Genomic DNA, 24,997 nt, shown 5'->3' with positions numbered 1-24,997 from the left:
TGCAGGCTTTCCTGTAGGAGTTTTTTTTATCTTGTATGGTCTGCCGGTTGTAACTTTATTGCCTGTATACCGTTACACTGGTACCCCACAGACTTAAATTAAATAACACTGAATGAAGCTATTGCTCAGAATAATAATAGCCTGTCTGCCTGTATTACTGCTTTTTTCCTGTTCCAAAAAAACAGAAGACCAAAGCATGGCTCCGATGGCAATGGTAGATGCCACCATACAGCGCTATCTCTTTGCCCACAACGAGGTTGCTATCCGCGATTCCTTCGGCCTGTACTATAAGATCATAACACCCGGTGACAGTATCCATTTTGTCAGGGACAACTCCATTGTTTCCGTAAACTATACCAATCAACTTATTGATGGCACCACTGTAGATGCCTCTTTTGATGTAACCAACTTCAACAACCGGGCGCTGAAAAATCATATTCCCGGCTGGCAGCTAGGCCTGCGGAAAATATCCAAAGGAGGTAGAATAAGGATGTATATCCCGCCTTTCCTCGCTTTTGGCTCCATGGGCGTACCAGACATCATCCCTCCCAATGCTATCCTCATCTCTGATGTGGAACTGGTAGATATCAGATAGTCACTTATTGTATGACCATAAAAATCCAAAGTCACTGAATGAAGAAAGTTTTATTACTGGTCGGGGCGTGTATCGCGCTGCTGACCGCCTGTTCCAAAAACGACAACAATACCGACACATTCGATCCGAACGCTCAGTTTGATAAAGACAGTGTCCTGATTGTCAATTACCTGAAGGCCAACAATATTACTGCCTCTCACGATCCACGCAGTATTTTTTACAAAATCATCGACAGTGGTGTTGTGGCCAGCAAACCTACCATCACCAGCAATGTGACCGTAAAATACGCCGGTACCTTCCTGGATGGCAAATCTTTCGACAGCAATGACAATATCAGCTTCGACCTGAATGGTGTTATCTTTGGCTGGCAGATAGGTATACCATTGATTGGAAAAGGTGGCCGTATTCAGTTATTTCTCCCGTCCTATTATGCCTACGGACGAGGTGGTAGACCTGGTATTCCGCCCAATACAGTATTGGTGTTTGATGTGACATTGAAAGACTTTGTCAAAAAATAGTTATCTATTATCAATATATAAGTAGGAGCAGCGGAGCCTCAGGCCACCGCTGCTTTTTTTATGTACGCGCGGCCATGTCGGAATAATGTAAATCGTTAAATATCTGCATTACTAAATATCCAAATCCCAAAATGGCCTACTTTTACAGGTAAATCAATAATGTAGTGGCACACGAATGTATTTCCGTATTTGACATTTTTAAGATTGGCATTGGTCCGTCCAGCTCTCATACTTTAGGCCCCTGGAGGGCCGCACAACGTTTCCTGCGCGATCTGGAAGCCGACGGCAAACTAGCTGCGGTTACCGGTTTACAGGTACTGTTATATGGCTCTCTCGCTAAAACAGGCCATGGTCACGGTACCGACATAGCTGTTTTGCTCGGGCTCTGTGGAGATGATCCCGTTACCTTCGATGTCAGCAAAATCAACAGTAAAATAGATGACCTGCGCCGCACCCGTAAAATGATGCTGGCAGGGAAATTTGAAATAGACTTCGATCCGGTGGAAGATATTGAATTCCTCTTTGAAGAATCTCTGCCTTTCCATCCGAATGCACTGGTATTTCTGGTATCCTTCGCTGACGGCGACAAACGCGCTGCCACCTATTATTCTATCGGCGGCGGTTTTGTGGTACAGGAAGGAGAGATCGGAGGTGGCACCACTTCCGTAGATCTGCCTTTCCCGATCGATACAGCTCGTCAGCTGCTGCAATGGTGCATCAAAACCGGCTTTAGCATCTCTGAGCTCGTTATGGAAAATGAACTGGCCTGGAGGCCGGAAGCAGAAACCCGCAGCGGTGTGCTCAACATCTGGCGTGTAATGCAGGAATGTACTTACCGTGGATGTCATACTACCGGTGAACTGCCCGGTGGCCTGAAAGTGGCCCGCCGAGCCGCCGCACTCAATAAAAAGCTGCTGAAAGGCCGCACTTACACCGACTATAACTCCTGGATAGAAGCCATCCGTGCCGGTGGCGCCCATTTCACCTACACACTCGACTGGGTAAGCTGTTTCGCCCTCGCCGTGAATGAAGAAAATGCTTCCTTCGGCCGCGTAGTAACAGCACCCACCAACGGTGCCGCAGGCGTAATACCCGCCGTACTGCAGTATTTTATCGCTTTCTGCGATGGGCTGCATGACGACAAAATCATCCAGTTCCTGCTCACTGCCTCCGAAATAGGCAGTATCTTCAAAAAACGTTCTACCATCTCTGCTGCGATGGGTGGATGTCAGGCCGAAATAGGCGTCTCCTCTGCCATGGCCGCTGCTGCCCTGACAGAATGCCTTGGTGGTTCCCAGCGCCAGGTGCTTATGGCCGCGGAAATAGCCATGGAACACCACCTGGGCCTTACCTGCGACCCTATCGGCGGACTGGTGCAGATACCCTGCATCGAAAGAAACACCATGGGCGCCATCAAGGCCATCACGGCCTCCCAGCTGGCCCTGCAGAGTAATCCTGAGCTGGCAAAGGTTTCTCTCGACGCAGTCGTAAAAACCATGTGGGAAACCGCACTGGACATGAACTCCAAATACAAGGAGACCTCGGATGGTGGCCTCGCAGTAAACATTCCTATCAGTCTGAGTGAATGCTAATGTCATAGACACTTCACGGATATACCATACCTGTGGTACTGAGCATAGATTTAAATATGATTATATTACAAAAGAAACATATTTTCGTTCTGCGCTCAGTACCGCAACATGTAATCCGTAATTATCTATGCGTCTACTTCTTTGCCTCCTCTTATTGTCAACTTCCGTAGCTGCACAGCAGTTCGGCGGGAATCCTCCCTCCCTGAAATGGCAACAGATCAATACTGATACCGTCCGCGTTATTTTTCCCTGGGGAATGAATATGCAGGGAGAACGTGTAGTCAATATCGTTACCTGGCTCAATAAATATACCCGCTCTTCTATCGGCAACCTGGAACGTAAAGTAGATATCGTACTGCAGAATCAGACAATGCAATCCAACGGATATGTGCAGCTCGGCCCTTTCCGCTCTGAGTTTTATCTTGCCCCGTCACCATCTTCACAAGACCTGGGCTCCCTTGACTGGGTAGAACAGCTGTCGCTCCACGAATACCGACATGTTCTGCAAAACATGAACTTCCGGCAGGGTGTATCGAAAGTGTTTTCTTATCTCGGTGGACAGCTCGGACAGGCTGCCGCTACCAATGTAGCTGTGCCTAACTGGTTTTGGGAAGGGGATGCCGTAATTAACGAAACGGCTTTCAGTTCTCAGGGCCGCGGTCGTCTGCCTGCCTTCTTTGACGGATTCCGCGCATTGTCTCTTGCCGGTAAACGGTACGACTATATGAAAATACGCAACGGTTCTTACCGCGATTTTATACCGGATCATTACCCGCTGGGCTACCTGCTTTCCACCTATGGTCGTGAACATTATGGTAACGACTTCTGGAAAGGTGTCACCAGCGATGCCGTACGTTACCGGGGCGTCTTTTATCCCTTTTCCCAAAGTCTGAAAAGAAGAACCGGAAAAAATATCACCGCTTTTTATCAGGCCATGCTGCAGGAATACCAGCCACAATGGAACCAGTACGCAGCCCGCCCCGACACTACGCCAGCCGTGCCCATGACAGCCGCTTCCCGTACAGTTACCAACTATAAATATGTATATGCTGCCGGTAACAACGAATGGATTGTACTGAAAGACGCCTTTAACAAAGTGCCTGGTATCTATCGTATCAACAGCGCCGGAAAAGAGCATTTGCTGGTAAGGCCCGGTATCGTATACAACGACTTTTTCAGCTATCGCAACCAGCGCATCGTATGGGCTGCTGCCCGTTTTGATGCCCGCTGGGGATGGAAAGACTTTTCTGTAATACGTGTGCATGATAACGTCAACGGTACTACGAAAACTATATCTCCCCGTGGCAGATTTTTCTCTCCCGATATCAGCGCCAACGGGCAGCAGGTAGTGGCCGTAGCCACCACACCCGGTATGCAGTACAGCCTCCAGCTGATCAATGCCACCACAGGCACTATAGAAAAAGTGTTGCCCAATCCCGATAATCTGTATTATACCTTCCCTCGCTTCACTGCCGACGACAAAGCTGTGATCAGCGCGGTACGCAATGGAAAAGGGGAGATGGCCCTGGTGCAGCAGTCACTGGCTTCCGGAGAAATCACACCGCTTACGCCCTTCAGCTTTATCGTACTGGGCATACCGGCAGTACAGGGAGATACCGTTTATTTTACTGCTTCCACTAAAGATGTAAACAACGTATATGCGCTGACATTGGCAGACCGTAAAACCTATGCCATTACGGATAGAGGTAACAGCGCCCTGCATATGGCGCCCGCACCACAGCAGGATAGCCTGGTGTTCAGTGAGTTTACCGCCGATGGTTACCGCCTCTACCATGCTCCGCTGAAAACAGCTCCCTGGAAGGAGATAGCGGTCAGCGAGCCACAGCACAGCAAATGGTTGCAGCCACCAGCGGAAGAAGGCGCCAATATCCTGGATAAAGTGCCGCACGATTCGTTACCGGTCAGAAAATATGCGCTGTTTACAAGACCTTTTAACTTCCACAGCTGGGTGCCGTCTTTTAATGATCCTAACTATAGTATTTCCCTGTTGGGAGAAAATATTCTCAACACCACCAATACTTCCATCGGCTATAGCTACAACCGCAACGAAGGAAGTTCTGACCTGAACGCCAGCTTTACCTTTGCTGGCTGGTTCCCATACCTGACTACAGGCATCGATTATACGATAGATCGCAACGCGCTGGTGCCTAACATGGGCCGCCTCTACTGGAATGAGCTCACCTGGCATGCCGGTTTCTCGGTTCCGCTCAACCTGTCATCTGGCCTGTATAACCGTAGTATCGCTTTCGGCAGCAACTACAACATCCTGCACCGATATCCTCAGGGTAATTTTAAGTTCAGAAACAACAACCTGCAATACCTGAGCAACCGCATTGTATTCAGCAATATGCGGATAAAAGCCCGTCAGAATATCTTCAGCCATTTTGGCCAGTACATCGCCATACAATACAACCACTCCCTGGGTGATCCTTTTGCAGAGCAGTTCTATGGCCGGCTGGACCAGTATCTGCCAGGTTTATGGCAGAACCACAACCTGGTATTGCAGGCCGCTTATCAACAACGCGATCAGCAGTTTAACTATAGCTTTACAGACAACTTCGTTTATGCAAGAGGGTATAATACCCCCTTCTATGACCGTATCTATAAGCTGGGAGCCAACTACCATCTGCCATTAGCTTACCCTGACTGGGGCTTTGCCCAGATCCTGTATTTCAACCGTATCCGGGGCAACCTGTTCTATGATTACAGCATAGCGCACGATTTCATCGCGAAGAAAGACAACCGGTATACCTCCGCTGGTGCAGAGTTGTTCCTCGATACCCGAATTGGTAATACCTTACCGTTTACCTGCGGGGTACGCTTCAGCCATCTTTTTGATAAAGATCCGTCGGATAATGCGCAAAACAGAGTGGATTTTATACTGCCGCTGCAGCAGTTGTTTAATTATTAAAGTATACCAGAAAACTTCAATTAATTATTGCTACCTGGAAAGAGACTTGCATTAATACAATTTTAAACATGGAGCAGCGCTTAAATGCAATTTGGCATTTTCCAGTAATGATTTTTGCATCATTCATTGTATTTTATTTAATTATTTGGATAGTATTAGGTAAACAGGAGTTTGCCCGTAAATTCCATCTGATCTTTATACTTTCAATTTTTACCGTAATCGTTGGAATGTTATTTGGGAAATATGGAGCAAATTGGGGTCTGAAATGGTGGATATATTACCCTGTACCAATGTTAATGAATGTTCTTTTACCTCCGATAGTTCTAAAAAGACGATTCTATATTTGATATTTAGCTTTTTGTCAGCACCATTTATACATTTCTTTTTTTCGTTTTTTTTAAATTGGCCAGAATACATGCCATTTTGGAAAATTCCCTATGTAAAAAATCTATTGACATAGAGACTTCTGTCAACATGACACTGGTACATGCGTTTTGCCATTGGGTTACCGATTAAAGTAGGATGGAAAAGTTTCATGTTTCATTCCTTTATGGTTCAATTAATCCGCATATTGGTTTAATAGTACCGATCCGGCAGAAGTATTTCAATTCCTACATGATCCGATTAAAACCAAAGTATTCTGGGCTGTGCCCGGGCCATTGTCAAACTTTCAATTCCGCTATGGTCCGATTGAAACTACACAGATGCGCAATGTGGAGTGCTGTGGACAACCTTTCAATTCCACTATGGTGCAATTAATCCATCACACGACGAAAGTAGGGACATAACAAAAGACTAGTTTCAATTCCTACATGGTGCAATTAATCCCCGGTTTTAGGTTGTTGATCTTGTCAATCAGGTCGGTTTCAATTCCTCCATGGTTCGATTAAAACTTTTAAAACGTGCAACAGGTACGATATTCCCGGCAACATTTCAATTCCTCTATGGTCCATTTAAAAATTATACTAGATGAAGTAGATGGATATCCTCAAGATGTATTTCAATTCCGCTATGGTCCAATTAAAACTACAGCGACCAGACCTGAAACGACGGGTTTTGACCTCTTTCAATTCCTCAATGGTCCGATTAAAACATAATGAAGAGGTGGTAACGTTGAAAAAATATGCCGGATTTCAATTCCTCAATGGTCCGATTAAAACTTGTTTGCCGTTGTACGGGTGCAGAAACATGCTATCCATTTCAATTCCTCAATGGTCCGATTAAAACCATGGGTGTGACTTCTAAACAGGTGAAGATATTCAAATTTCAATTCCTCAATGGTCCGATTAAAACCATACCACATCTTTCGAGAACCATAGTAGTGAATTATTTCAATTCCTCAATGGTCCGATTAAAACGCTACAGATTTCTTCACCTGGTTATTTCGCAAAAAAATTTCAATTCCTCAATGGTCCGATTAAAACCGGAATATCTGCATCTTCAGGCATTAACATTAGCCTTTCAATTCCGCTATGGTCCGATTAAAACGACAATATTTACCATGATCTCGCAGAGCAATTAAACTTTCAATTCCGCTATGGTCCGATTAAAACAATTTCGTTACATGCCTTTTTTGTACACAGTGAACGTCTTTCAATTCCTCAATGGTCCGATTAAAACAAATGGGCTGTCATGGTTTGGCTATTAAAGGTGTAACTTTCAATTCCTCAATGGTCCGATTAAAACTGTTTTCGCAAATGGATTCGACACTTACCATAAAGGCTTTCAATTCCTCAATGGTCCGATTAAAACAACCTCCCGGCACCAATTTCTGCCATATTTAACTTCTTTCAATTCCTCAATGGTCCGATTAAAACAGGGAAAGAAAATGCAGAAGGAGAACATACAAACAACTTTCAATTCCTCAATGGTCCGATTAAAACGGGCTTTTATTTCCGAAATCCATTCACATTTAGTTTCCTTTCAATTCCTCAATGGTCCGATTAAAACAGCCTGGCAGAACAGTACTGGCTGTATTTTTTCAACTTTCAATTCCTCTATGGTCCGATTAAAACTACAGCTTACGCCGGAATACCATTACCAGATTTATCTTTCAATTCCTCTATGGTCCGATTAAAACTTCGGAAGGAGAATATTTCCAGTGCATTTCCTGCCACTTTCAATTCCTCTATGGTCCGATTAAAACCCCGTAAGTTGGAATTATAGTGTATTGTAAAAAGTAACTTTCAATTCCTCTATGGTCCGATTAAAACCAACTAGCAAAACTCAATACCAGCCTTGTTTCCGCCTTTCAATTCCTCTATGGTCCGATTAAAACGTACAAAGACGGCACCGTGCAAGCCCCTGTATTCAACTTTCAATTCCTCTATGGTCCGATTAAAACCCCAAATCAAAAGCTACAAAAAATCCTTATAATCAATAGCTTATCATTGTTTTAAGCTATGTTTTTAAGTCGCAAAAGTCGTCGATGTGTAATCATATGATTTCCCCGGGGGATCGACGACTACTCTTATTCAATGAAAATCAATTAATTATTCTTTGCAACAAAGATTGGATAAATGTATTGGTGATGTTTTAACGTATCATGGACGACAACTAAGATACAATTTATGTACTTATTTGATATCGATCCGTAGTGATGGTGCTTTATAGAGTTTGTCTTCGGTGTATTTGATGATGATTTCGTCGAAGTAGAGTACATCGCCTTGTTGCAGGCTTTCTTTGAGGCGGTTACTCCAGAGTTTAGGGAGATGGGAGGTTTTGAAGTTATCGCCGGTATAGTCTTTATAGATGGCGGGAAGTCCGGTGGTGTCGTTGAGGTAGGGTTGATGTTGTTCGTAGGTGAAAGCAAATGAAATCACCGGATACAGATTATTTTTTTCATCACGTACCAAAAGGACGGAGTCCAGGAGTTTTACAACCTGGCTTTTGGGCAGGGTATCGCTGAGGAAAAGGCCCCAGCTACTGCGTAGTTTCATCGGACGTTTGGCAGGAGCGGGCTTTTTGCCGGATTGTGCAAAAGTGGCCATGTTGATCATCAACAGGAAAAAAACAAATGCGGACAGGTGTTTCAGCATGATAGTGAAGGGATAAAAAAATCGCCCGGTATACTAACGACCGGGCGATTGCAAAAATTATAGTGATTTCAAACTTTCCGTTATTACCTGGATTTTAGCTTCGGCATCGGCTTTTTTGCGTCGTTCCGCTTCCACTACCTCTGGTTTGGCATTTTGAACAAAGCGTTCATTGGCCAGTTTGTTTTCCACTGATTTCAGGAAGCCTTCCTGGTAGGCCAGGTCTTTAAGCAGACTTTCTTTCTGTGCAGTAGTGTCCAGTACTGTTTCGGTGCCCAGATAGAATTTGTCTTTCTGTACTACCAGGGTGATACAGCCGGCAACTGGTTCCTGTACATAGTGTACTTCTTTGGCATTTACCTGTTTGGCGATGGTGTCTTCAATCTGTTTGAAGGCATTCTCGTGTTTGGTTTCTATATGCAGTACGATCGGATCTTTTGGTTTGATCTGGTTTTTAACACGGGCATCACGAATGCTGGTGATCACTTCCTGTGTCAGTACACCTTCCAACAGAGTGGCGTGTACCGGCGCGGCAGGGGTAGTGAACTGTTTCATCATCAGCACATCGGATTCATCGCGTGTTTTCAGCAATTGGTATATCTCTTCGGTGATGAACGGCATGTAGGGGTGAAGCAGTTGCATCAGTTGTTCAAAGAAGGACACCGTTTGTGCGTATACCGCAGCGGAGATCGGTTGTTCAAAACCTGGTTTTATCCATTCAAGGTACCAGCCGCAGAAATCATCCCAGATAAGGCTGTAGATGGCTTTCAGACCTTCGCTCAGGCGGAAGTCTTTGTGCAGGGTGGCTACTTCAGCCTGTACTTCGTTCAGGCGGCTCTGGAACCATCTGATGGGGAAGAGGCTGGAGGCGTCCACGTTATCGGTAGCTTGACGGGCTTCCCACATTTTCACCAGCTTCAGGGCGTTCCAGATTTTATTGTTGAAGTTACGGCCCTGGTCACAGCTGGAAGTATCGAATAGCAGGTCGTTACCAGCCGGAGAGCTGATCATTACACCGAAGCGTACAGCGTCAGCGCCATAGCTGTGGATGAGTTCAAGCAGGTCAGGGGAGTTACCCAGTTGCTTACTCATCTTACGGCCTTCCTTGTCTCTTACCATACCGGTGAAGTACACGTCGCTGAAAGGTTTCACGCCCTTGAATTCCATACCGGCCATGATCATACGGGCTACCCAGAAGAAGATGATATCCTGACCGGTTACCAGTACAGAAGTAGGGTAGTAGTAGTTCACATCGGCGTTGTTGGGTGAAGAGACGCCGTTGAACACTTCCATAGGCCACAGCCAGGAAGAGAACCAGGTATCCAGACAGTCTTCATCCTGTTTCAGGTCAGCAGCAGCGAGGGTAACGCCTTTCTGCGCAAACTGTGCTACTGCTTCTGTTGCGGTGGAAGCTACTTCAAAAGTGCCGTCCGGTGCATACCAGGCAGGGATCTGCTGGCCCCACCAGAGCTGGCGGGAGATACACCAGTCTTTTACGTTCTCCATCCAATATTTGTAGGTGGCCAGGAAGCGGTCGCCGGGATGTATTTTTACATCACCGTTAACTACTGCGTCCAGTGCGGGTTTGGCCAGGTCGGCCATTTTCACGAACCACTGGGTGGAGATACGGGGTTCTACTACCGTGGTAGGGTTACGTTGACTGTATCCCAGGCGGGTAGTGTATTCCTCTTCTTTTATCAGCAGGCCGGCTTCTGCGAGCGCGGCTAATACTTTCTTACGGGCTACGAAACGGTCTTCGCCAACAAATACAACAGCAGCGGCACTCAGGGTACCATCGTCGTTGAGGGTGTCGATGATTTCCAGGTTATGTTTCAGACCGAGGTTATAGTCGTTGATATCGTGTGCCGGCGTAACTTTCAGCGCGCCGGTACCAAATGCCTTGTCTACATAAGTGTCGAAGATGATAGGCACACGGCGGTTTACCAGCGGAACGGTGGCGAAATGTCCTTTCAGGTGGGCATATCTTTCATCTTCCGGGTTTACGCAGATGGCAGTATCACCCATGATGGTTTCAGGGCGCTGGGTAGCGATGGTGATAAATTCACCGGTAGCATTGCCGGCTGCATCAGTGATAGCGTACTTCACGTGATACAGGTGGCCCTGGATATCTTTATATTCTACTTCCTCGTCGCTCAAAGCTGTCTTGGCTTTGGGGTCCCAGTTGATCATACGGGCACCACGATAGATCAGGCCTTTGTTGTATAGTTCTACAAACACGTTGATCACTGCTTTGTAGTAGTGGTCATCCATGGTAAAGGTAACCCGGTCCCAGTCGCAGGAGCAGCCGAGTTTTTTGATCTGGTGGTAGATGATGCCACCATATTTATCCTTCCATTCGAAGGCATGTTTCAGAAATTCTTCGCGGGTGAGTTGAGATTTTTCAATGCCCTTCTCCCTTTTTAGCATATCTACCACTTTGGCTTCGGTGGCGATGGAAGCGTGGTCGGAACCAGGTACCCAGCAGGCGTTGAAACCGCTCATACGGGCGCGGCGCACCAGTATGTCCTGGACAGTTTCATTGAGGGTATGGCCAAGATGCAAGACCCCGGTGACGTTAGGAGGAGGGATCACTACAGTAAAGGGCTGGCGGCTATCCGGTGTAGAGCGGAAATAACCTTTGTCCATCCAGTGTTGGTACCATTTTTCTTCAACCGTTGCAGGTAGGTAATTTTTCGAAAGTTCCATGCTATTCATAATATAAGTCTGCAAAAATAAAGGAGATTGACCAGAGAAGGAAATTATGGGAAAGAATAGTTACTACTACCGCAGTCAGTTATCCGGAAATAATGGCCGGTTACTAATTTTTGCTGCCGGGCAGCATTTTAAGGCGGAAAAATAAAATGGGTTATTGGATGAACGATACCGTATTTCCAATAACCCATTATTAATTATATGATCAATATTACATAGCCTCTATCACCTGACAGGTTTTTTCCACCATGTCAGGAGTAACATCCAGATGGGTGACCATTCTGACCTGTGTAGGGGAGATGGCCATAGCCAGGATGCCTTCATTTTTAAAATGTGCTGTCAGTGTTTTAGGTGTCCAGTCACCGGTCACTTCAAAAATGAGGATGTTGGTTTCCACCGGGAGCATATGGCCTGTGAAGCTTTTTTTGAGCAAAGCTGCTGCAATCTGTTTGGCATGACGGTGATCTTCTTCCAGGCGCTGGATATTATGTTCCATGGCGTAGATGCCGGTGGCGGCCATGTAACCTGCCTGCCGCAGGCCACCGCCGAGTTTTTTGCGGATCCTTCTGGCCTCTTTGATGAAGGAGGCACTGCCCAGCAGTACGGAACCCATAGGACAGCCCATACCTTTATTGAGGCAAACGGAGATGCTGTCAAATGCCTGTCCGTATGTTTTGGGATCCTGTCCGGTGGCTACGAGTGCGTTGAAGAGGCGGGCGCCATCCAGGTGTAGTGCGAGGCCATGCTGGCGGCAAACAGCCTGTATCTTCAGTATTTCCTCCCAGTCGTAGCAGCATCCGCCACCACGGTTGGAGGTGTTTTCAAGGCATACGAGACTGGTGCGGGCTTTATGTACATCGTCAGGGTTGATGGCAGCTTCCACCTGGGCGGCGTTAATCATGCCCCGGTCGCCGGCGATGGCGTGTACCTGGGCTCCGGCGTTGAAAGCGATGCCTCCGCCTTCATAAATATAAACATGTGCGGTGTTGCTGCAAACCACTTCATCCCCTGGCAACGTATGTACTTTGATGGCTATCTGGTTACTCATTGTGCCGGAAGGGCAGTAAAGGGCTGCCTCTTTGCCAAAGTAATCTGCCATCATGGCTTCCAGCTTATTGATACTGGGGTCTTCACCAAAAACGTCGTCTCCTGTTTCAGCTTGTAACATGGCCTGTAACATGCCAGGACCGGGGCGTGTAAAAGTATCGCTGCGATAGTCTATCATATTATTGGAAAATTTGCAATGTCAGTGTCGTTAAATTAGTTAAGATGCTAATTTAATAATGATTATTTATCAATTGTTAAAATTTGCATAAAGCATGGCGCAACAGGGACTAAAGCACTATAAAATTTCGTTATAAAACTGTACTTTGTTATAGCGGAAGACGTAAAAAGAAGGATTTGGTAGAGTGAGAGCTTAGCACGATCTTTGCAGGCTAATTAAAACAAACGAATAGGGTGTGGGAAATTTTGTAAGTTAATTAAATTTCAAATTTCAAACAAAATATTTCTTCCACTGTTATTCTTATTTATAAACCAATACAATTTTTCATATGAGGCAACTTAAAATTGCCACCCAGATCACCAATCGTGATTCGCAGGCGGTAGAAAAGTACCTGCAGGAAATCTCGAAGATCCCTTTGTTAACACCTGAGGAGGAGACCGTTTTGGCGCAGCGCATAAAAATGGGCGATCAGAAGGCTCTTGAAAGATTGACTACAGGAAACCTGCGTTTCGTGGTTTCCGTTGCAAAGCAGTATCAGCACCAGGGGCTTAGCCTCAGCGACCTCATCAATGAGGGCAATTTAGGCTTGATCAAAGCAGCGCAACGTTTCGATGAAACGAAGGGTTTCAAATTCATCTCTTATGCTGTATGGTGGATTCGCCAATCCATCTTGCAGGCGTTAGCCGAACAAGGCCGTCTTGTTCGTCTGCCGCAGAATAAAATTGGCACCTATAATAAAGCGAACAAAGCTTACATGGCATTTGAGCAGGAAAACGAGCGTGAGCCTTCTACCGAGGAACTCGCTGAAATCCTGGAAATGTCTGAATCGGAAATCAACAACATCTTCCAGAGCAATACCCGCCATATGTCACTGGACGCTCCAGTACATGAAGCTGAAGACGTAGCTATGGGTGACCTGCTGGAAGGCGGCGACATTACCGACGATGACGTGATGAGAGATTCCCTTCGCGAAGAAATCCGCCGGGTATTAAAATCCCTGAGCCCACGCGAAGCGGAAATTGTGAATGCCTATTTCGGTCTGGATGGTGAAAACGGCGCAACAATCGAACAAATCGGACAGAAGTACGATCTGACCAAAGAAAGAATCAGGCAAATCAAAGAACGTGCTATAAAACGGCTGCAGAAAGCCCGTTATAGCGGCGCCTTGAAATCCTACCTGGGTTAATATTTCGATTTTGTGATTTACAGATTTTCGGTTTTAATAAATATGTAAATCCATAAATCAAGAAATCAGATTATAAATCCTCTTATTCTATAAGAACACCGGCCTTGTAAATACATGGCCGGTGTTTTTATATTGATAACACCCCTTATTTTTGCAGTATGCGCAACCCCCTGATGATCATAGTGGCTGCTGCCATTTGCCTCCTCGCCTGCGAGAAGGATATCAGCGTCAACCTGCAGCAGCAGGAGGAAATGCTTGTAGTGGAAGGTAAGTTCGAAAGTAACCGATACCCGCAGGTAATACTCACCCATAGCCTCGGTTACTTCTCTCACCTGGATCCCGCCATCTTACTGGCCTCCTTTGTGCATAAGGCCGTGGTAACGGTGTCCGACAGCACCCGAACCATGACACTTAAGGAAACTGTGGTGAATATCCAGGGTATAGGTAACATTTTCGCCTATATCCCCGATACCTCCATACCCTTCGCCGCTTTCAAAGGAAAACCCGGCGATAAATACACTTTACGCATCAACGCTGACAATAAGTCATATGAGTCAGTGACAACCATTCCGCAGATGGGATTCCAGGTGGATTCCATCTGGTGGAAGCTCGTTAGAGTAGATGATAGTATCAGAGCCCGCCTGTACGCCAGGATTACGGATCCTTCCGAACCAGGCAACTATGCACGGTATTTTACCAGAAGGAACAGTGACCCCTTCCTGTCAAGCCTCAACTCCACACTCGACGACCAGATAGTGAATGGCACATCATTTGAAATCCTTGTGGACGCCGGCATAGACAGGAATAAACCTAAGGTAAATCTGGATACAGCTTATCTTTTTAACAAAGGTGATACGGTGACACTCAAATTCTGCAACATCGATAAAGCTACCTTCAGCTTCTGGCGAGCCATCGATTTTGCATACAACAGCAACGGTAATCCGTTCTCATCTCCCACCAAAATACTGGGGAATGTGCCGGGAGCCCTCGGTTACTGGGGCGGTTATCAAGTAACCTACAGAAGAATCATTGTCAAGAAATAATTATACAGCAAACAAAGTATGGAAAACAAGCAACAAGAACATGTGCATTTATTGATTATCGGTTCCGGCCCCGCCGGCTACACCGCTGCCATCTATGCCGCAAGAGCCAACCTTAAACCAGTATTGTATCAGGGTATCCAACCCGGAGGCCAGCTGACTATTACCACCGAAGTAGAAAACTATCCCGGCTATCCCGAAGGTATTCAGGGCCCGGAAATGATGGTGGACTTTGAAAAACAGGCTACCCGCATGGGCGCCGATATCCGCTACGGTATGGCTACCTCCGTGGATTTCAGCAAACAGCCCTATAAAGTGACGATCGACGAAGAAAAGGAAATTACTGCCGACGCTATTGTTATCGCTACCGGTGCTTCCGCCAAATGGCTAGGCCTTCCCTCCGAACAACGCCTCAATGGTAGCGGCGTTTCTGCCTGCGCTGTATGCGACGGCTTCTTCTTCCGTGGAAAAGAAGTAGCGATCGTAGGTGCCGGCGACACTGCTGCCGAAGAAGCACTGTACCTCTCTAAAATGTGCAGCACCGTACATATGCTCGTACGCAAACACGAAATGCGCGCTTCCAAAGTAATGCAGGACCGTGTGCTCAAAACATCCAACATCATCGTGTACTGGAACAGCGAAACCGATGAAGTACTGGGTGACAAAAAGGTGGAAGCCGTAAGAATAAAGAATAACCAGACCGGCGAGAAAAAAGATATCGCTGTCAGCGCATTCTTCGTTGCCATCGGCCACCAGCCTAACTCCGCTATCTTCAAGGAATACCTGCAGCTGGATGAACAGGACTATATCGTAACTGTTCCCGGCACCACCCGTACCAGCATAGAAGGCGTATTTGCCTGCGGCGACGTACAGGATAAAATTTATCGTCAGGCTGTTACTGCAGCCGGCAGCGGTTGTATGGCCGCCCTCGATGCAGAAAGATACCTGTCTGCCAAAGAACACCAATAAATAACTGAATTACGAATTGCGAATTACGAATTACAATGATCAAGTGGATCACAATTCGTAATTCGTAATTCGTAATTCGTAATTGATAAACTCATGCTGACCATCGCCCTCGAACAAGCGGCCTTCCGTGCCTATCATGGCTATTTCCCGGAAGAAGCTGTGATAGGTAACGATTTCCTCCTCGATATCATTGTACGTATACCCGGTACCGTAGCTATAGACGACCTTTCCGAAACAGTCAACTATCAGGGGCTGTATGAAATCGCCAAAGAAGTAATGGCCGTACCCAAACCCTTGCTGGAAGAAGTCGTATATGCCCTTTCCGATGCCCTGAAGGAACGTTACCCTTCCATCCTCAAAAGCATCGTCACCCTTCGCAAACTGAATCCTCCCATGGGCGCTCCCATCCGGAACTCACTGGTGTCGCTGGAAAAGGAATACTGACAAACTTTTACCGTTAGCCCTTGTTAATTATTTACGTTTTTTCGTAGATTTATATCTATAAGCTAATCAATAATTTCTTACCTGTTAAAAACCAGTCCTATGATCAAACGGATTTTGGCAATTTCATTCCTGCTCAGCGCTGTATTATTCGTAAAAGCCCAGTCAGTGGATGAAATGGTGGAACAGGCCAGGCAACTGGAATTACAGATGAAGGAAAGTGAGGCGCTTGAAAAAGACAAGGACATCCTGAAAATACAGCCCAATGAAATAAGAGCACTCAACCAGGCCAGCCAGATGTGCTCCCGCATAGGCAACCGTCAGAAAGATAAGAGCTCAAAAGCCAGTTATTTCAATCAGGCAAAGAGTTTTGCGGAACAAGCACTGAAAGTGAATTCCAGCAATGCAGACGCCAATCTGGCCATGGCTGTGGCAATGGGACGTATGGCCCTGATCTCTGGCGCCAAGGAAAAAGTAGCTTCCTCCAAAGATGTCAAAAAATATGCGGAACTGGCCATCAAATTCAATCCAAACCTGGCCCAGGCCTATCATGTGTTGGGCAAATGGAACTATGAGGTGGCCAACCTCAACGTGTTTGAAAGAGGTGCCGCTAAAATGCTGTTCGGCGGCCTGCCTGACGGCTCCCTTAAGAATGCAATCGCCAACTACGAAAAATGCCGCCAACTAGATCCAGCTTTCCTCCTCAATTACATCGAACTGGCCCGCGCTTATAAAGCCGACGATCAGCAGGAAAAAGCTATCGAAGTACTGAAAAAAGCCCTCGTGCTTCGCCCCATCTACCAGGACGACCCCGGAATCAAAGCCGACTGTAAAAAAATGCTGGACGACCTGCAATAGCACTCCTCATCGGCTAAATCACTTTCCCTTTCCATTTACCGCTTTTCAGATACCATACGCTCAGTCCGAATATGACTGCCCAGTAAATGAAATCTGCTCCCCATGCGAGGTGCAGCGGGCTGCGCATCCTTTCTATCACTATATCGCAATAGACCAGGTAACCGGCTACTGCAAGGCATTCGGTGAAAAGGTTCATTCTGGTATTGCCGGTACCGGTGACGCCGCTGAGCACTACCGCCGCTATAGCCATCAGTAACGTGCTGAGGGTGATGATCCGGATAGAGGGAATAGCTGCTGCAATCAGCGATGCATCGTTGGTATAAATATGCAGGAGTGTATAAGGGAAAAGGTTGACCAGTATACAAATAACAGTGGCGCAGCCCAGGCTGATAACGGATATCCGCGTGATCACCCCAAACACCAGGTTTTCCTTGCCCTGCCCGATAATGTTGCTGACCATGGTATTGCAGGTGGCGGCCAGTGCCCAGGTGAAAATACCGAAGAAGCCGAATATGCTGCGGAGCATGTTGGACACGGCCAGTGGTCTTTCTCCCAGGTGTTCTATAAAAATAAAAAAGATGAACCAGCTGCCGGTGCTGAAGAGAAACTGAAAAATCAGCGGGGCAGATACATTCAGGATGTTTTTAATCATCTGCCAGCTGGGGCGCAGATAGCTAAAAAGGCTATAGGTGATATTGTACCGTTTTAAAAAGAGGATGCTGAAAGCTACGGAGCAGCCGGTCACTTCGGCAATGATAGAGGCCGTGGCAGCGCCGTTCAGGCCCATCGCGGGCAGGCCCAGTTTACCAAATATCAGCGTATAGTCGAAGAAGATATTGATCACTTCCTGACACAAGGACGTGATGGCCAGCACACGGGAATGACCACTGCCGATATAAAATGCATTGGCCATACTGAGCATCATGAGGAAAGGCAGTCCCCATATGCGGATACGGATGAAGGAAATGGCTGCGGCCAGGATGTCCGGATTATGTAGGTTTTTGGAGAAAAACCAGGGTGCGGCTGCCAGCGTGAGCAGGATAGCCAGCAAGGCAAAAAAGACACCTGTTTGCAGGCCGTTGGAAAATACCTGACCTATACCTTCATAATGCCGTTGCCCTGCTCGCCGGGCTATCAGTACCTGCATGCCGTTGTTGAGGCCGTAGGCGATCATATACATCACCAGGTAATAAATGCCGGCGATGCCGTTGGCTGCCAGCTCCAGCTCGCCCAGCCGGCCCAGGAAGGCCGTGTTGGTCATATGGTTAAACTGAGGGATAATCAGTGCCAGGCATATAGGGGCGGCAATTTTTATGATCTGCCGGTTATGAACTTCCAGTTGCATCGTAAAGTGTGTCTGATAATCATCAAAAAACAAAGATATAGTTATCTGCTAATCCTCCCTCTGCTATAATATAATCATAATAAAACCCGTTGCCAATCCACTAAAAAGATTATTATTGTGTTTCATTTGAAATGTAAATTATGCCCGTGGCTTACAACATCCATCCTGCATTTACAGTAGATGATGAAACATTACTGGAGACAGATCTTACTGCTTGTCACCTGCTTGTACTGGTAGGGAATGGTACTTTCAGTTACGTGGTGTTTGAACCGGGAGCTAAAAAATTCCTGGCATTAAAATCCTATCATTTCGAGCCACAGAAGCTGGCCCTGGCCGATCTGGAGATGATAGAGGAGGTGTTTGACGCAGACAAACTGCTGTTTACCGCCTTTAAATCCGTGCTGCTCGCCTTTGATACGGGGAGCGGAGCACTGGTGCCACATCTGTATTATATGCCTTCCCTTAAAAAGGAATACCTGCACCTGTCACAACCGGAAAAGATGCAGGAAGCCGTTATGTCAGATCTGCTGCCAGGACTGCCAATGGTGAATATCTACGCTGTGGACAAGGACTTGTTGGGATTTCTGCGTAAGGAATTTTCAACAGACAGGGTAGTACATGCCCATTCTGCCTTGTTACAGGCTTATCCGCAGGATCTGGATTTCCGGGCTGCGGAAGGCATTGCTTTTGTTCAGGTACAACGACAAACATTTAACATCACTCTTTATATAGACGGTAAACTGATCATCCAGCAGGAAGGGGAGTATCTGGCCGCTCTTGACGTGGTATACCAGCTGGTAAACACCCTGCGTCAGCTGGGGCTCAACGAGCAACAGGTGAAAGTGAAGCTGGGAGGGATTGTGAACACAGATAGTCCGGTGTATCAGGAGATGTATAAATTTATTCCGCACCTGGAATGGGTGCAACGACTTCCGGGCTTCCACTATATTGCAGCCATGCAGGAAACGCCCGGATACTATTTTTATAACTTGTATGCGTTAGCATTATGCGTATAATCGGAGGAGAACGTGGGGGCAGAAAGATACAACCGCCTGCAAAAATGCCTAATACCAGGCCTACTACAGACATTGCCAAAGGCGGACTGTTTAATATCATTGAGAACAATCTGGATATTCCTTCCTTAAAAACACTGGATATTTTTGGCGGTACCGGCAGCATCACCTATGAACTGGCTTCCAGAGGGGCTACGGACATGACAATCGTGGAAAAAGACCCGGCCATGGCCGAGTTTATCACCAAAACTGCTCAGATGCTGGAGATTACCACCCTGAAGGTGATCAGGATGGATGTGTTTAAATACCTTCAGCAGTGTACAGAAAAATTTGATTTTATCTTTGCCGACCCGCCTTATGCCATGGAGGCCATGTATAAGCTGCCGGGAATTATTTTTGAACAACAGCTGCTCAACCCGGAAGGGTGGCTGGTGATAGAGCATACCCGACAGAACGATTTCCGGGACTATAGTTACTACCGCTCAGAGCGCAGCTATGGTGGTACCACCTTCTCGATCTTTATTAACCGGGAAGAGCTGAAACGTTGATCCATCAATTACTAAATCATTCGAACTTCCATGAGGACTTGTTTATTTCCAGGCACCTTCGATCCTATTACCCTGGGCCATACCGATATCATTGACCGCGGACTTACCCTGTTTGACAGAGTAGTGGTAGGTATTGGCACCAACAGCAGTAAAACACCCATGTTTACGCTGGAGGAACGTATTGCCTGGATCAGGGAGATATATAAAGATGATTCCAGGGTAGAAGTGGCTGCCTATGAAGGACTGACCATCGATTTTTGCAAAAAGATGGATGCTGCCTTTATCCTGAGAGGAATAAGATATGTGAGCGATTTTGAATATGAAAAAGCGATTGCCGATGTAAACCGTACCATCGCGCCGCATATAGAAACGATTTTTCTGACTACCACACCCCAGTATTCAAGTGTGGCTTCTACCCTGGTACGGGATATTTACCGCCACGGGGGAGATGTGAAACCCTTTTTACCGGCAGCGGTACTGGAAGGTATCAAAAAGCACAAGCGATAACTCTTTAAAGTTTTTACTATGAAAACGATCTGGCACTCCCTTGATGTTTCATTGGATACGCTGAATGAAATAGGAGAAACGACTATGGCCGACCACCTGGGCATGGAGTTTACGGAAATAGGTCCGGACTATCTGAAGGCGATGATGCCGGTAGACCACCGCACCAAACAGCCTTACGGACTGTTACACGGAGGGGCATCCCTGGCGCTGGCAGAAACAGTAGGAAGTATGGCATCCGCACTGATCATCAACCCGGAACAACAAATATGTGTGGGAATGGAAATCAGTGCCAATCACCTTCGGTCGGTAACAGAAGGATATGTACATGCCGAGGCCAAACCATTGCATATAGGCGCCACCAGCCATGTATGGGATATCCGGATTACAGACGACCACCACAAACTGGTTTGTGTAAGCCGGCTTACAATGGCTATATTGGCTAAACGATAGATTACGAATTACGAATGGCGGATTTCGGATTCATCATTCGTAATTCGTAATGGATAATTCGTTATTCATTAAATCAACTTCTCTGCCTTAAATACTTCCCGGATGTTTTCGTAGGAGTATTTCAGGAATTTATCCAGGTTCTGCGGTTTTACCCATTCAATATCCTGGATATCCTCTTCAATCTGCGGAACGGTGAGTTCAGTACCGGTGAACTGCATCCGGTACCAATATGTATGTTTCAGCACCTTTTTGGTTTTCATGGGGTAGTAGTGGAACGTTTCCGTGATCTTATGTTCCAGGGAGATGGTGTGCAGGCCGGTTTCTTCGGCTACTTCACGGATGGCACAGGTTTCGAGGTCTTCGCCCGGGTCCTGTTTGCCTTTGGGAAGGTCCCATTTGCCTCTGCGGAACATCATCAGCACTTCTCCGCTGGGATTGGTGATCAGGCCACCGGCCGCCACCAGCACGGTAAAATGAAGAGATACCCGTTTAAAAAGCTGCTTTACATCTTCGGTGATAAAAACCGCTGCTTCTGTTTTGCCTGACTCCATTTTCTCCAGTACCTTTTCTATCTTCTCTGTGTCAGGATTCTGGTAAACCCTGGCCCCATTGATTCCTCCCGGGATATTGTTTTCACTTTCACTGATAATGAGGGGGCGCTCATTCAGGTAAATAGTAATGTTTGCTTGCATAGTTGCAAATGTAATAAGCATTTGATATTTGATTGTGACCAAATAACTAAATACCCAATCTTTAAATGGATTAACTTTGGCGCTTGTATGAGTACAATAAGCGAAAAACAAGTTGCAGAGAAATTACTGCAGGTGCAGGCAGTAAAACTGAGCCCTGCCCAGCCCTTCACGTGGGCTTCCGGATGGAAATCTCCGATCTATTGCGATAACCGGAAGATATTATCGTATCCTTATGTACGGGACTATATCAAATCCGAACTGTGTAATACCGTGTTTGAAACCTACCCGGATGCAGCAGTGATTGCAGGGGTGGCTACCGCCGGTATTCCTCATGGAGCACTGGTAGCAGACCAGCTGAAGCTGCCTTTTATCTATGTTCGTTCCAAACCAAAAGAACATGGTATGGGCAACCAGATCGAAGGTGTATTGCAACCTGGCCAGCAGGTAGTGGTGGTGGAAGACCTGATCTCTACCGGCAAAAGCAGCCTGGAAGCTGTACAAGCTATACGGGCCGCTGGTGGCGAAGTGATCGGGATGGTGTCTATCTTCAACTACGGTTTTGATGTGGCAGTAAAAGCTTTCGAAGCTGCAGGTGTACCATTCAAATCATTGAGCAACTACAACGCTATGATCACCCTGGCTGAGGAAAAAGGTATTGTGTCTGCAGAAGAAATCAGCACACTGCAAGCCTGGAGAAGCGCTCCCGACCAATGGGGTAAATAGGGATTGAATATTACTTTTTTTGTATATTCGGATGTCAAAATCTATACTATGCGTATCGTAAAATTAGTCATGCTGTTGTTGATGGCCAGTGTTGGTATGGCCGTGGCACAGCAGAAGAAAAAAGCACTGGTGACCGCTAAAATCAGCACACCAACCGTACAATGTGAGTCCTGCAAAAACCGCATTGAAAGGTATATGGCTCGCGAAGAGGGTGTACAGTCTACCAAAGTGGACTTTAAAAAACATATCACCACCGTTAAATACTGGGACGACCGTACGAATATCGAAAATGTCAAAACCGCTATTGCCAATGCCGGTTATGATGCAGACAACGTAACTGCCAACAAGGAAAGCTACGATAAGCTGCCTAAATGCTGCAAAAAGCCTGAAGATGGCGGCGGCATGGAAAAGAAAAAGAACTAAACTATTATATCATTACGCGGGAGGGGCCTGGCTCTTCCCGTGTTAATGAGGATTTGTCATGCTTGTTGTACCCCTGTATTCTTCAATTTAATCTTCCTGCCATTTCCAGCATTCTTTTTAACCCTTTCAAGCACCATTTAGGTGTATTACAGCAGTTGCTGGATGAAGTACTGCCGGCAGATCTTCCTGCAGCACTCAAAAAAATCGGTACTTCCCAGATGGACATGTATACTGGCAGCCTCACGCCGGAAGAGATTTACCAGCAGATACTGGCGTCATTGCAGGAACAGGGTATCGAAGCCCCGGAGGCATTTGCTGCTTATCTGAATATAAGGGAGGGATATATGGACATTGTGCTGACCGACACTTCCCGGTGGATACTACGATTGGCAGATGATCCGGAGCGGTACATCCACCTGCATCCCGGGCGGTACAGCCCCCATTCACTGCGTATTAAGGCAGCAGCGCTGAAAACAGCGATGGCCTACAAAGCGGCCGTCCGCATGGGGCAATTGAGTGGAATACTGCTCGATGATATCAACCAGGTAAGAACAATAGCCGCATTATCTCCCGTCAGAAAGCTGGAAGATCTTCACCACATCAAAAAAATACTGACACTAATAGGTTGTAAGGTATCAGAAGAAATTTAAGGCCTGTTTGGTTTCGCATTTAATCGGGAAGGGCAGGTAGATACCGCCTTTGCCGACCTTACAGTTACCGGTGGCTTTGATGGTCACTTCTTTATTGGAGAAAGCGGTAAAGGCGTTTTTGAGCACATTGGCCATATTCACTTCCAGTTTTACCGGGAAATAAAAAGTATCCTTTGCCGGAATATTGATCAAGGTGTCCTGTATAGAATGCCCTACTTCGGTATCATCAAAAAATACGTTGAAGTTGGCATCTTTTAATTGCAGGCGGTAATTGTTGGGATTGTAATATGCCAGGGTGAGCCGTACGGTGCTTTTAGACATACCCAGCTCATCCATTTGCAGATTGGCAACTCTGACAAACTGCAGATCTTTCATTTTTTCGCATGAGCTTGCTAATCCCCAGATGGCAAATATGATGACGAAGAGTCGGATTATTTTCATTGTGATCGGTGAACTTTTATTTTCAAACCTACTGCAAAGGTTTTATTTATCAAAAAACCGGGCCTGAATTGGGAAACATTTAACGGCGGTTTTCTTATATAAAGTAGGGGAGAAACCAGGTACCTTTTCTGAGTCCGCTTAAATTGATCCGCTAAGCAACTAATTTCTTTAGTATTTTTGCGTTTGCCTGATATTTTGCTTTAACTGGCTGGGTACTAACTTTATTAGGCGGTTTAAAATTTTGATATTATGACAGAGCATGCAAAAAGCGAGGTATTACTAATTGAGACGCAGTATTTTCCGCCTATTAGCTTTTATAAAACACTAGCCCAACACGATATATTACAGATTGAGAAATATGAGCACTATCAAAAGCTCAGTTTCAGAAACCGTTGTTACCTCGCTGGTCCAAATGGCCGTATGATTTTAAGTGTGCCACTGACCCGCGGAAAGAATCAGCGCACCGTTATCAAAGACGTGCGGATCAGTAATGAAGAGAAATGGCAGGCGCTGCACTGGAAAACGCTGGTATCTGCTTACCGCCGTTCCCCCTGGTTTGAATATTATGAGGAAGATTTACAGGAATTGTTTGAGAAACCCTTTAACTTTTTGCTGGACTGGAACATGGCCTGCTTTGAATGGGTAAACAGTAAACTCGGCATTGACCCCACGATTACCTTTACGGAAAATTACCAGAAGGAGGTACCCGGTGTTACCGATGCCAGAGATCGTATCCTCCCCAATATACCTGCTGGGGAAGATACACTTCAGTATACCCAGGTGTTCCAGGAAAGAATCGGTTTTCTTCCCGATCTCAGTATCCTGGACCTGCTTTTTTGCGAAGGAAAACAGGCAATAAACATCATTAATGATGGGAAATAAATATTAAATAAATTTATTTAATCTGTTGATTTGTAATTGTTTGTATATTTGTTCTGGTGTTCGTCTGTTTCAAGAGGGCATCACTTGAAAAAAATTACTGCAGCAATCAACAAAATATTTAGCTTTGCAACCAATTTTGCTGGGTTTCGAACTGACGTAGGTGTGTAAACCAGGAGTTTCCAGCGAGGAAAAGGAGCATTTATCCTGTAGTTTATTTTAT

The 24,997-nt window shown here is 46.2% G+C and carries 24 protein-coding genes and 1 CRISPR repeat array; of the genes, 18 read left to right on the top strand and 6 right to left on the bottom strand.

Going from position 1 to position 24,997, the window contains the following annotated elements:
• Positions 1–112: 112 nt before the first annotated feature.
• The 5 genes from KD145_RS10535 (at position 113) to KD145_RS10515 (ending at position 5,984) form a co-directional block, all read left to right on the top strand.
• Positions 113–595, top strand: coding sequence for an FKBP-type peptidyl-prolyl cis-trans isomerase (locus KD145_RS10535; protein WP_212005849.1), 483 nt, complete (start codon positions 113–115; stop codon positions 593–595).
• A gap of 38 nt (positions 596–633) precedes the next feature.
• A complete protein-coding gene (locus KD145_RS10530; protein WP_212005848.1) occupies positions 634–1,113 on the top strand; it encodes an FKBP-type peptidyl-prolyl cis-trans isomerase in 480 nt (159 codons plus the stop codon).
• A gap of 164 nt (positions 1,114–1,277) precedes the next feature.
• Positions 1,278–2,705 (top strand): L-serine ammonia-lyase, encoded by a 1,428-nt coding sequence (locus tag KD145_RS10525; RefSeq protein WP_212005847.1) that lies wholly within the window; start codon positions 1,278–1,280, stop codon positions 2,703–2,705.
• A 127-nt stretch (positions 2,706–2,832) separates the two neighbouring features.
• Positions 2,833–5,637: a hypothetical protein gene (locus KD145_RS10520; protein ID WP_212005846.1), complete on the top strand. Its 2,805-nt coding sequence runs from the start codon at positions 2,833–2,835 to the stop codon at positions 5,635–5,637.
• A 68-nt stretch (positions 5,638–5,705) separates the two neighbouring features.
• Positions 5,706–5,984: a hypothetical protein gene (locus KD145_RS10515; RefSeq protein WP_212005845.1), complete on the top strand. Its 279-nt coding sequence runs from the start codon at positions 5,706–5,708 to the stop codon at positions 5,982–5,984.
• Between the two features lie 255 nt (positions 5,985–6,239).
• A CRISPR array of direct repeats spans positions 6,240–7,981; the repeat unit is 29 nt; unit sequence TTTCAATTCCTCAATGGTCCGATTAAAAC.
• Between the two features lie 232 nt (positions 7,982–8,213).
• Here the strand turns inward: KD145_RS10515 and KD145_RS10510 are convergent.
• The 3 genes from KD145_RS10510 to KD145_RS10500 all read right to left on the bottom strand — a co-directional run bounded on the left by KD145_RS10510 (position 8,214) and on the right by KD145_RS10500 (position 12,609).
• The gene (locus tag KD145_RS10510; protein ID WP_212005844.1) at positions 8,214–8,675 is read right to left on the bottom strand and encodes a hypothetical protein; all 462 of its coding nucleotides are present in this window, start codon (positions 8,673–8,675) and stop codon (positions 8,214–8,216) included.
• Between the two features lie 57 nt (positions 8,676–8,732).
• Positions 8,733–11,378, bottom strand: a complete 2,646-nt coding sequence (locus KD145_RS10505) for a valine--tRNA ligase (RefSeq protein WP_212005843.1) — start codon at positions 11,376–11,378, stop codon at positions 8,733–8,735.
• A 217-nt stretch (positions 11,379–11,595) separates the two neighbouring features.
• Complete coding sequence (locus KD145_RS10500) at positions 11,596–12,609, bottom strand: low specificity L-threonine aldolase (protein ID WP_212005842.1); 1,014 nt, start codon at positions 12,607–12,609, stop codon at positions 11,596–11,598.
• A gap of 328 nt (positions 12,610–12,937) precedes the next feature.
• Between KD145_RS10500 and KD145_RS10495 the strand changes: the two genes are divergently transcribed.
• From KD145_RS10495 to KD145_RS10475, 5 genes are all read left to right on the top strand, one after another.
• Positions 12,938–13,795 carry an RNA polymerase sigma factor RpoD/SigA gene (locus tag KD145_RS10495; RefSeq protein WP_012793808.1) on the top strand — a complete coding sequence of 286 codons (858 nt, stop codon included), beginning with the start codon at positions 12,938–12,940 and terminating at the stop codon, positions 13,793–13,795.
• Positions 13,796–13,953: 158 nt separating this feature from the next.
• Positions 13,954–14,838 carry a DUF4249 domain-containing protein gene (locus KD145_RS10490; RefSeq protein WP_212005841.1) on the top strand — a complete coding sequence of 295 codons (885 nt, stop codon included), beginning with the start codon at positions 13,954–13,956 and terminating at the stop codon, positions 14,836–14,838.
• A gap of 18 nt (positions 14,839–14,856) precedes the next feature.
• Positions 14,857–15,804 (top strand): thioredoxin-disulfide reductase, encoded by a 948-nt coding sequence (gene trxB, locus KD145_RS10485; protein ID WP_212005840.1) that lies wholly within the window; start codon positions 14,857–14,859, stop codon positions 15,802–15,804.
• A 93-nt stretch (positions 15,805–15,897) separates the two neighbouring features.
• On the top strand, positions 15,898–16,248 hold the full coding sequence (locus KD145_RS10480) for a dihydroneopterin aldolase (RefSeq protein ID WP_212005839.1): 351 nt from the start codon (positions 15,898–15,900) through the stop codon (positions 16,246–16,248).
• A gap of 99 nt (positions 16,249–16,347) precedes the next feature.
• A complete protein-coding gene (locus KD145_RS10475; protein ID WP_212005838.1) occupies positions 16,348–17,103 on the top strand; it encodes a hypothetical protein in 756 nt (251 codons plus the stop codon).
• 13 nt (positions 17,104–17,116) lie between these two features.
• On the opposite strand, the gene KD145_RS10470 is transcribed toward KD145_RS10475, so the two are convergent.
• Positions 17,117–18,448: an MATE family efflux transporter gene (locus KD145_RS10470; RefSeq protein ID WP_212005837.1), complete on the bottom strand. Its 1,332-nt coding sequence runs from the start codon at positions 18,446–18,448 to the stop codon at positions 17,117–17,119.
• 140 nt (positions 18,449–18,588) lie between these two features.
• Here KD145_RS10470 and KD145_RS10465 point away from each other — a divergent pair, with 140 nt between their 5' ends.
• From KD145_RS10465 to KD145_RS10450, 4 genes are read left to right on the top strand one after another with little or no spacing between them, the layout of a single operon-like run.
• Positions 18,589–19,464, top strand: a complete 876-nt coding sequence (locus KD145_RS10465) for a DUF3822 family protein (protein WP_212005836.1) — start codon at positions 18,589–18,591, stop codon at positions 19,462–19,464.
• A complete protein-coding gene (locus KD145_RS10460; RefSeq protein WP_212005835.1) occupies positions 19,455–20,009 on the top strand; it encodes an RsmD family RNA methyltransferase in 555 nt (184 codons plus the stop codon). Before KD145_RS10465 ends, KD145_RS10460 begins: the two co-directional genes overlap by 10 nt.
• Positions 20,010–20,039: 30 nt before the next feature.
• Complete coding sequence (gene coaD, locus KD145_RS10455) at positions 20,040–20,516, top strand: pantetheine-phosphate adenylyltransferase (protein ID WP_212005834.1); 477 nt, start codon at positions 20,040–20,042, stop codon at positions 20,514–20,516.
• An 18-nt stretch (positions 20,517–20,534) separates the two neighbouring features.
• Positions 20,535–20,966 (top strand): hotdog fold thioesterase, encoded by a 432-nt coding sequence (locus KD145_RS10450; protein ID WP_212005833.1) that lies wholly within the window; start codon positions 20,535–20,537, stop codon positions 20,964–20,966.
• A 68-nt stretch (positions 20,967–21,034) separates the two neighbouring features.
• On the opposite strand, the gene KD145_RS10445 is transcribed toward KD145_RS10450, so the two are convergent.
• A complete protein-coding gene (locus KD145_RS10445) occupies positions 21,035–21,658 on the bottom strand; it encodes an NUDIX hydrolase (protein ID WP_212005832.1) in 624 nt (207 codons plus the stop codon).
• A gap of 87 nt (positions 21,659–21,745) precedes the next feature.
• Between KD145_RS10445 and pyrE the strand changes: the two genes are divergently transcribed.
• The 3 genes from pyrE (at position 21,746) to KD145_RS10430 (ending at position 23,454) form a co-directional block, all read left to right on the top strand.
• On the top strand, positions 21,746–22,381 hold the full coding sequence (pyrE, locus tag KD145_RS10440; protein ID WP_212005831.1) for an orotate phosphoribosyltransferase: 636 nt from the start codon (positions 21,746–21,748) through the stop codon (positions 22,379–22,381).
• 48 nt (positions 22,382–22,429) lie between these two features.
• Positions 22,430–22,804, top strand: a complete 375-nt coding sequence (locus tag KD145_RS10435; protein WP_113619687.1) for a heavy-metal-associated domain-containing protein — start codon at positions 22,430–22,432, stop codon at positions 22,802–22,804.
• Positions 22,805–22,866: 62 nt separating this feature from the next.
• The gene (locus KD145_RS10430; protein ID WP_212005830.1) at positions 22,867–23,454 is read left to right on the top strand and encodes a hypothetical protein; all 588 of its coding nucleotides are present in this window, start codon (positions 22,867–22,869) and stop codon (positions 23,452–23,454) included.
• On the opposite strand, the gene KD145_RS10425 is transcribed toward KD145_RS10430, so the two are convergent.
• The gene (locus KD145_RS10425; RefSeq protein ID WP_212005829.1) at positions 23,440–23,895 is read right to left on the bottom strand and encodes an LEA type 2 family protein; all 456 of its coding nucleotides are present in this window, start codon (positions 23,893–23,895) and stop codon (positions 23,440–23,442) included. The two genes, KD145_RS10430 and KD145_RS10425, sit on opposite strands and share 15 nt — an antisense overlap.
• A 249-nt stretch (positions 23,896–24,144) precedes the next feature.
• On the opposite strand from KD145_RS10425, the gene KD145_RS10420 reads away from it, so the two are divergent.
• Positions 24,145–24,777: a WbqC family protein gene (locus KD145_RS10420; RefSeq protein WP_212005828.1), complete on the top strand. Its 633-nt coding sequence runs from the start codon at positions 24,145–24,147 to the stop codon at positions 24,775–24,777.
• The last annotated feature ends 220 nt before the right edge of the window (positions 24,778–24,997 follow it).

It is taken from the genome of Chitinophaga sp. HK235 (assembly GCF_018255755.1).
Taxonomy (GTDB): Bacteria; Bacteroidota; Bacteroidia; order Chitinophagales; family Chitinophagaceae; genus Chitinophaga.
Note: the sequence above shows the minus strand (reverse complement) of the source record. Positions and strands in the feature narration are given on the sequence as shown.

Bases quoted from the DNA above. Each gene is read 5' to 3' on its own strand.
- KD145_RS10515 (WP_212005845.1), top strand. From the start codon at position 5,706: ATGGAGCAGCGCTTAAATGCAATTTGGCATTTTCCAGTAATGATTTTT.
- KD145_RS10460 (WP_212005835.1), top strand. From the start codon at position 19,455: ATGCGTATAATCGGAGGAGAACGTGGGGGCAGAAAGATACAACCGCCT.
- KD145_RS10435 (WP_113619687.1), top strand. From the start codon at position 22,430: ATGCGTATCGTAAAATTAGTCATGCTGTTGTTGATGGCCAGTGTTGGT.
- KD145_RS10450 (WP_212005833.1), top strand. From the start codon at position 20,535: ATGAAAACGATCTGGCACTCCCTTGATGTTTCATTGGATACGCTGAAT.
- KD145_RS10505 (WP_212005843.1), bottom strand. From the start codon at position 11,378: ATGGAACTTTCGAAAAATTACCTACCTGCAACGGTTGAAGAAAAATGG.
- KD145_RS10500 (WP_212005842.1), bottom strand. From the start codon at position 12,609: ATGATAGACTATCGCAGCGATACTTTTACACGCCCCGGTCCTGGCATG.
- KD145_RS10520 (WP_212005846.1), top strand. From the start codon at position 2,833: ATGCGTCTACTTCTTTGCCTCCTCTTATTGTCAACTTCCGTAGCTGCA.
- KD145_RS10475 (WP_212005838.1), top strand. From the start codon at position 16,348: ATGATCAAACGGATTTTGGCAATTTCATTCCTGCTCAGCGCTGTATTA.
- KD145_RS10465 (WP_212005836.1), top strand. From the start codon at position 18,589: ATGCCCGTGGCTTACAACATCCATCCTGCATTTACAGTAGATGATGAA.
- KD145_RS10420 (WP_212005828.1), top strand. From the start codon at position 24,145: ATGACAGAGCATGCAAAAAGCGAGGTATTACTAATTGAGACGCAGTAT.
- KD145_RS10495 (WP_012793808.1), top strand. From the start codon at position 12,938: ATGAGGCAACTTAAAATTGCCACCCAGATCACCAATCGTGATTCGCAG.
- KD145_RS10470 (WP_212005837.1), bottom strand. From the start codon at position 18,448: ATGCAACTGGAAGTTCATAACCGGCAGATCATAAAAATTGCCGCCCCT.
- KD145_RS10425 (WP_212005829.1), bottom strand. From the start codon at position 23,895: ATGAAAATAATCCGACTCTTCGTCATCATATTTGCCATCTGGGGATTA.
- coaD (WP_212005834.1), top strand. From the start codon at position 20,040: ATGAGGACTTGTTTATTTCCAGGCACCTTCGATCCTATTACCCTGGGC.
- KD145_RS10445 (WP_212005832.1), bottom strand. From the start codon at position 21,658: ATGCAAGCAAACATTACTATTTACCTGAATGAGCGCCCCCTCATTATC.
- pyrE (WP_212005831.1), top strand. From the start codon at position 21,746: ATGAGTACAATAAGCGAAAAACAAGTTGCAGAGAAATTACTGCAGGTG.
- trxB (WP_212005840.1), top strand. From the start codon at position 14,857: ATGGAAAACAAGCAACAAGAACATGTGCATTTATTGATTATCGGTTCC.
- KD145_RS10535 (WP_212005849.1), top strand. From the start codon at position 113: ATGAAGCTATTGCTCAGAATAATAATAGCCTGTCTGCCTGTATTACTG.
- KD145_RS10480 (WP_212005839.1), top strand. From the start codon at position 15,898: ATGCTGACCATCGCCCTCGAACAAGCGGCCTTCCGTGCCTATCATGGC.
- KD145_RS10490 (WP_212005841.1), top strand. From the start codon at position 13,954: ATGCGCAACCCCCTGATGATCATAGTGGCTGCTGCCATTTGCCTCCTC.
- KD145_RS10530 (WP_212005848.1), top strand. From the start codon at position 634: ATGAAGAAAGTTTTATTACTGGTCGGGGCGTGTATCGCGCTGCTGACC.
- KD145_RS10510 (WP_212005844.1), bottom strand. From the start codon at position 8,675: ATGCTGAAACACCTGTCCGCATTTGTTTTTTTCCTGTTGATGATCAAC.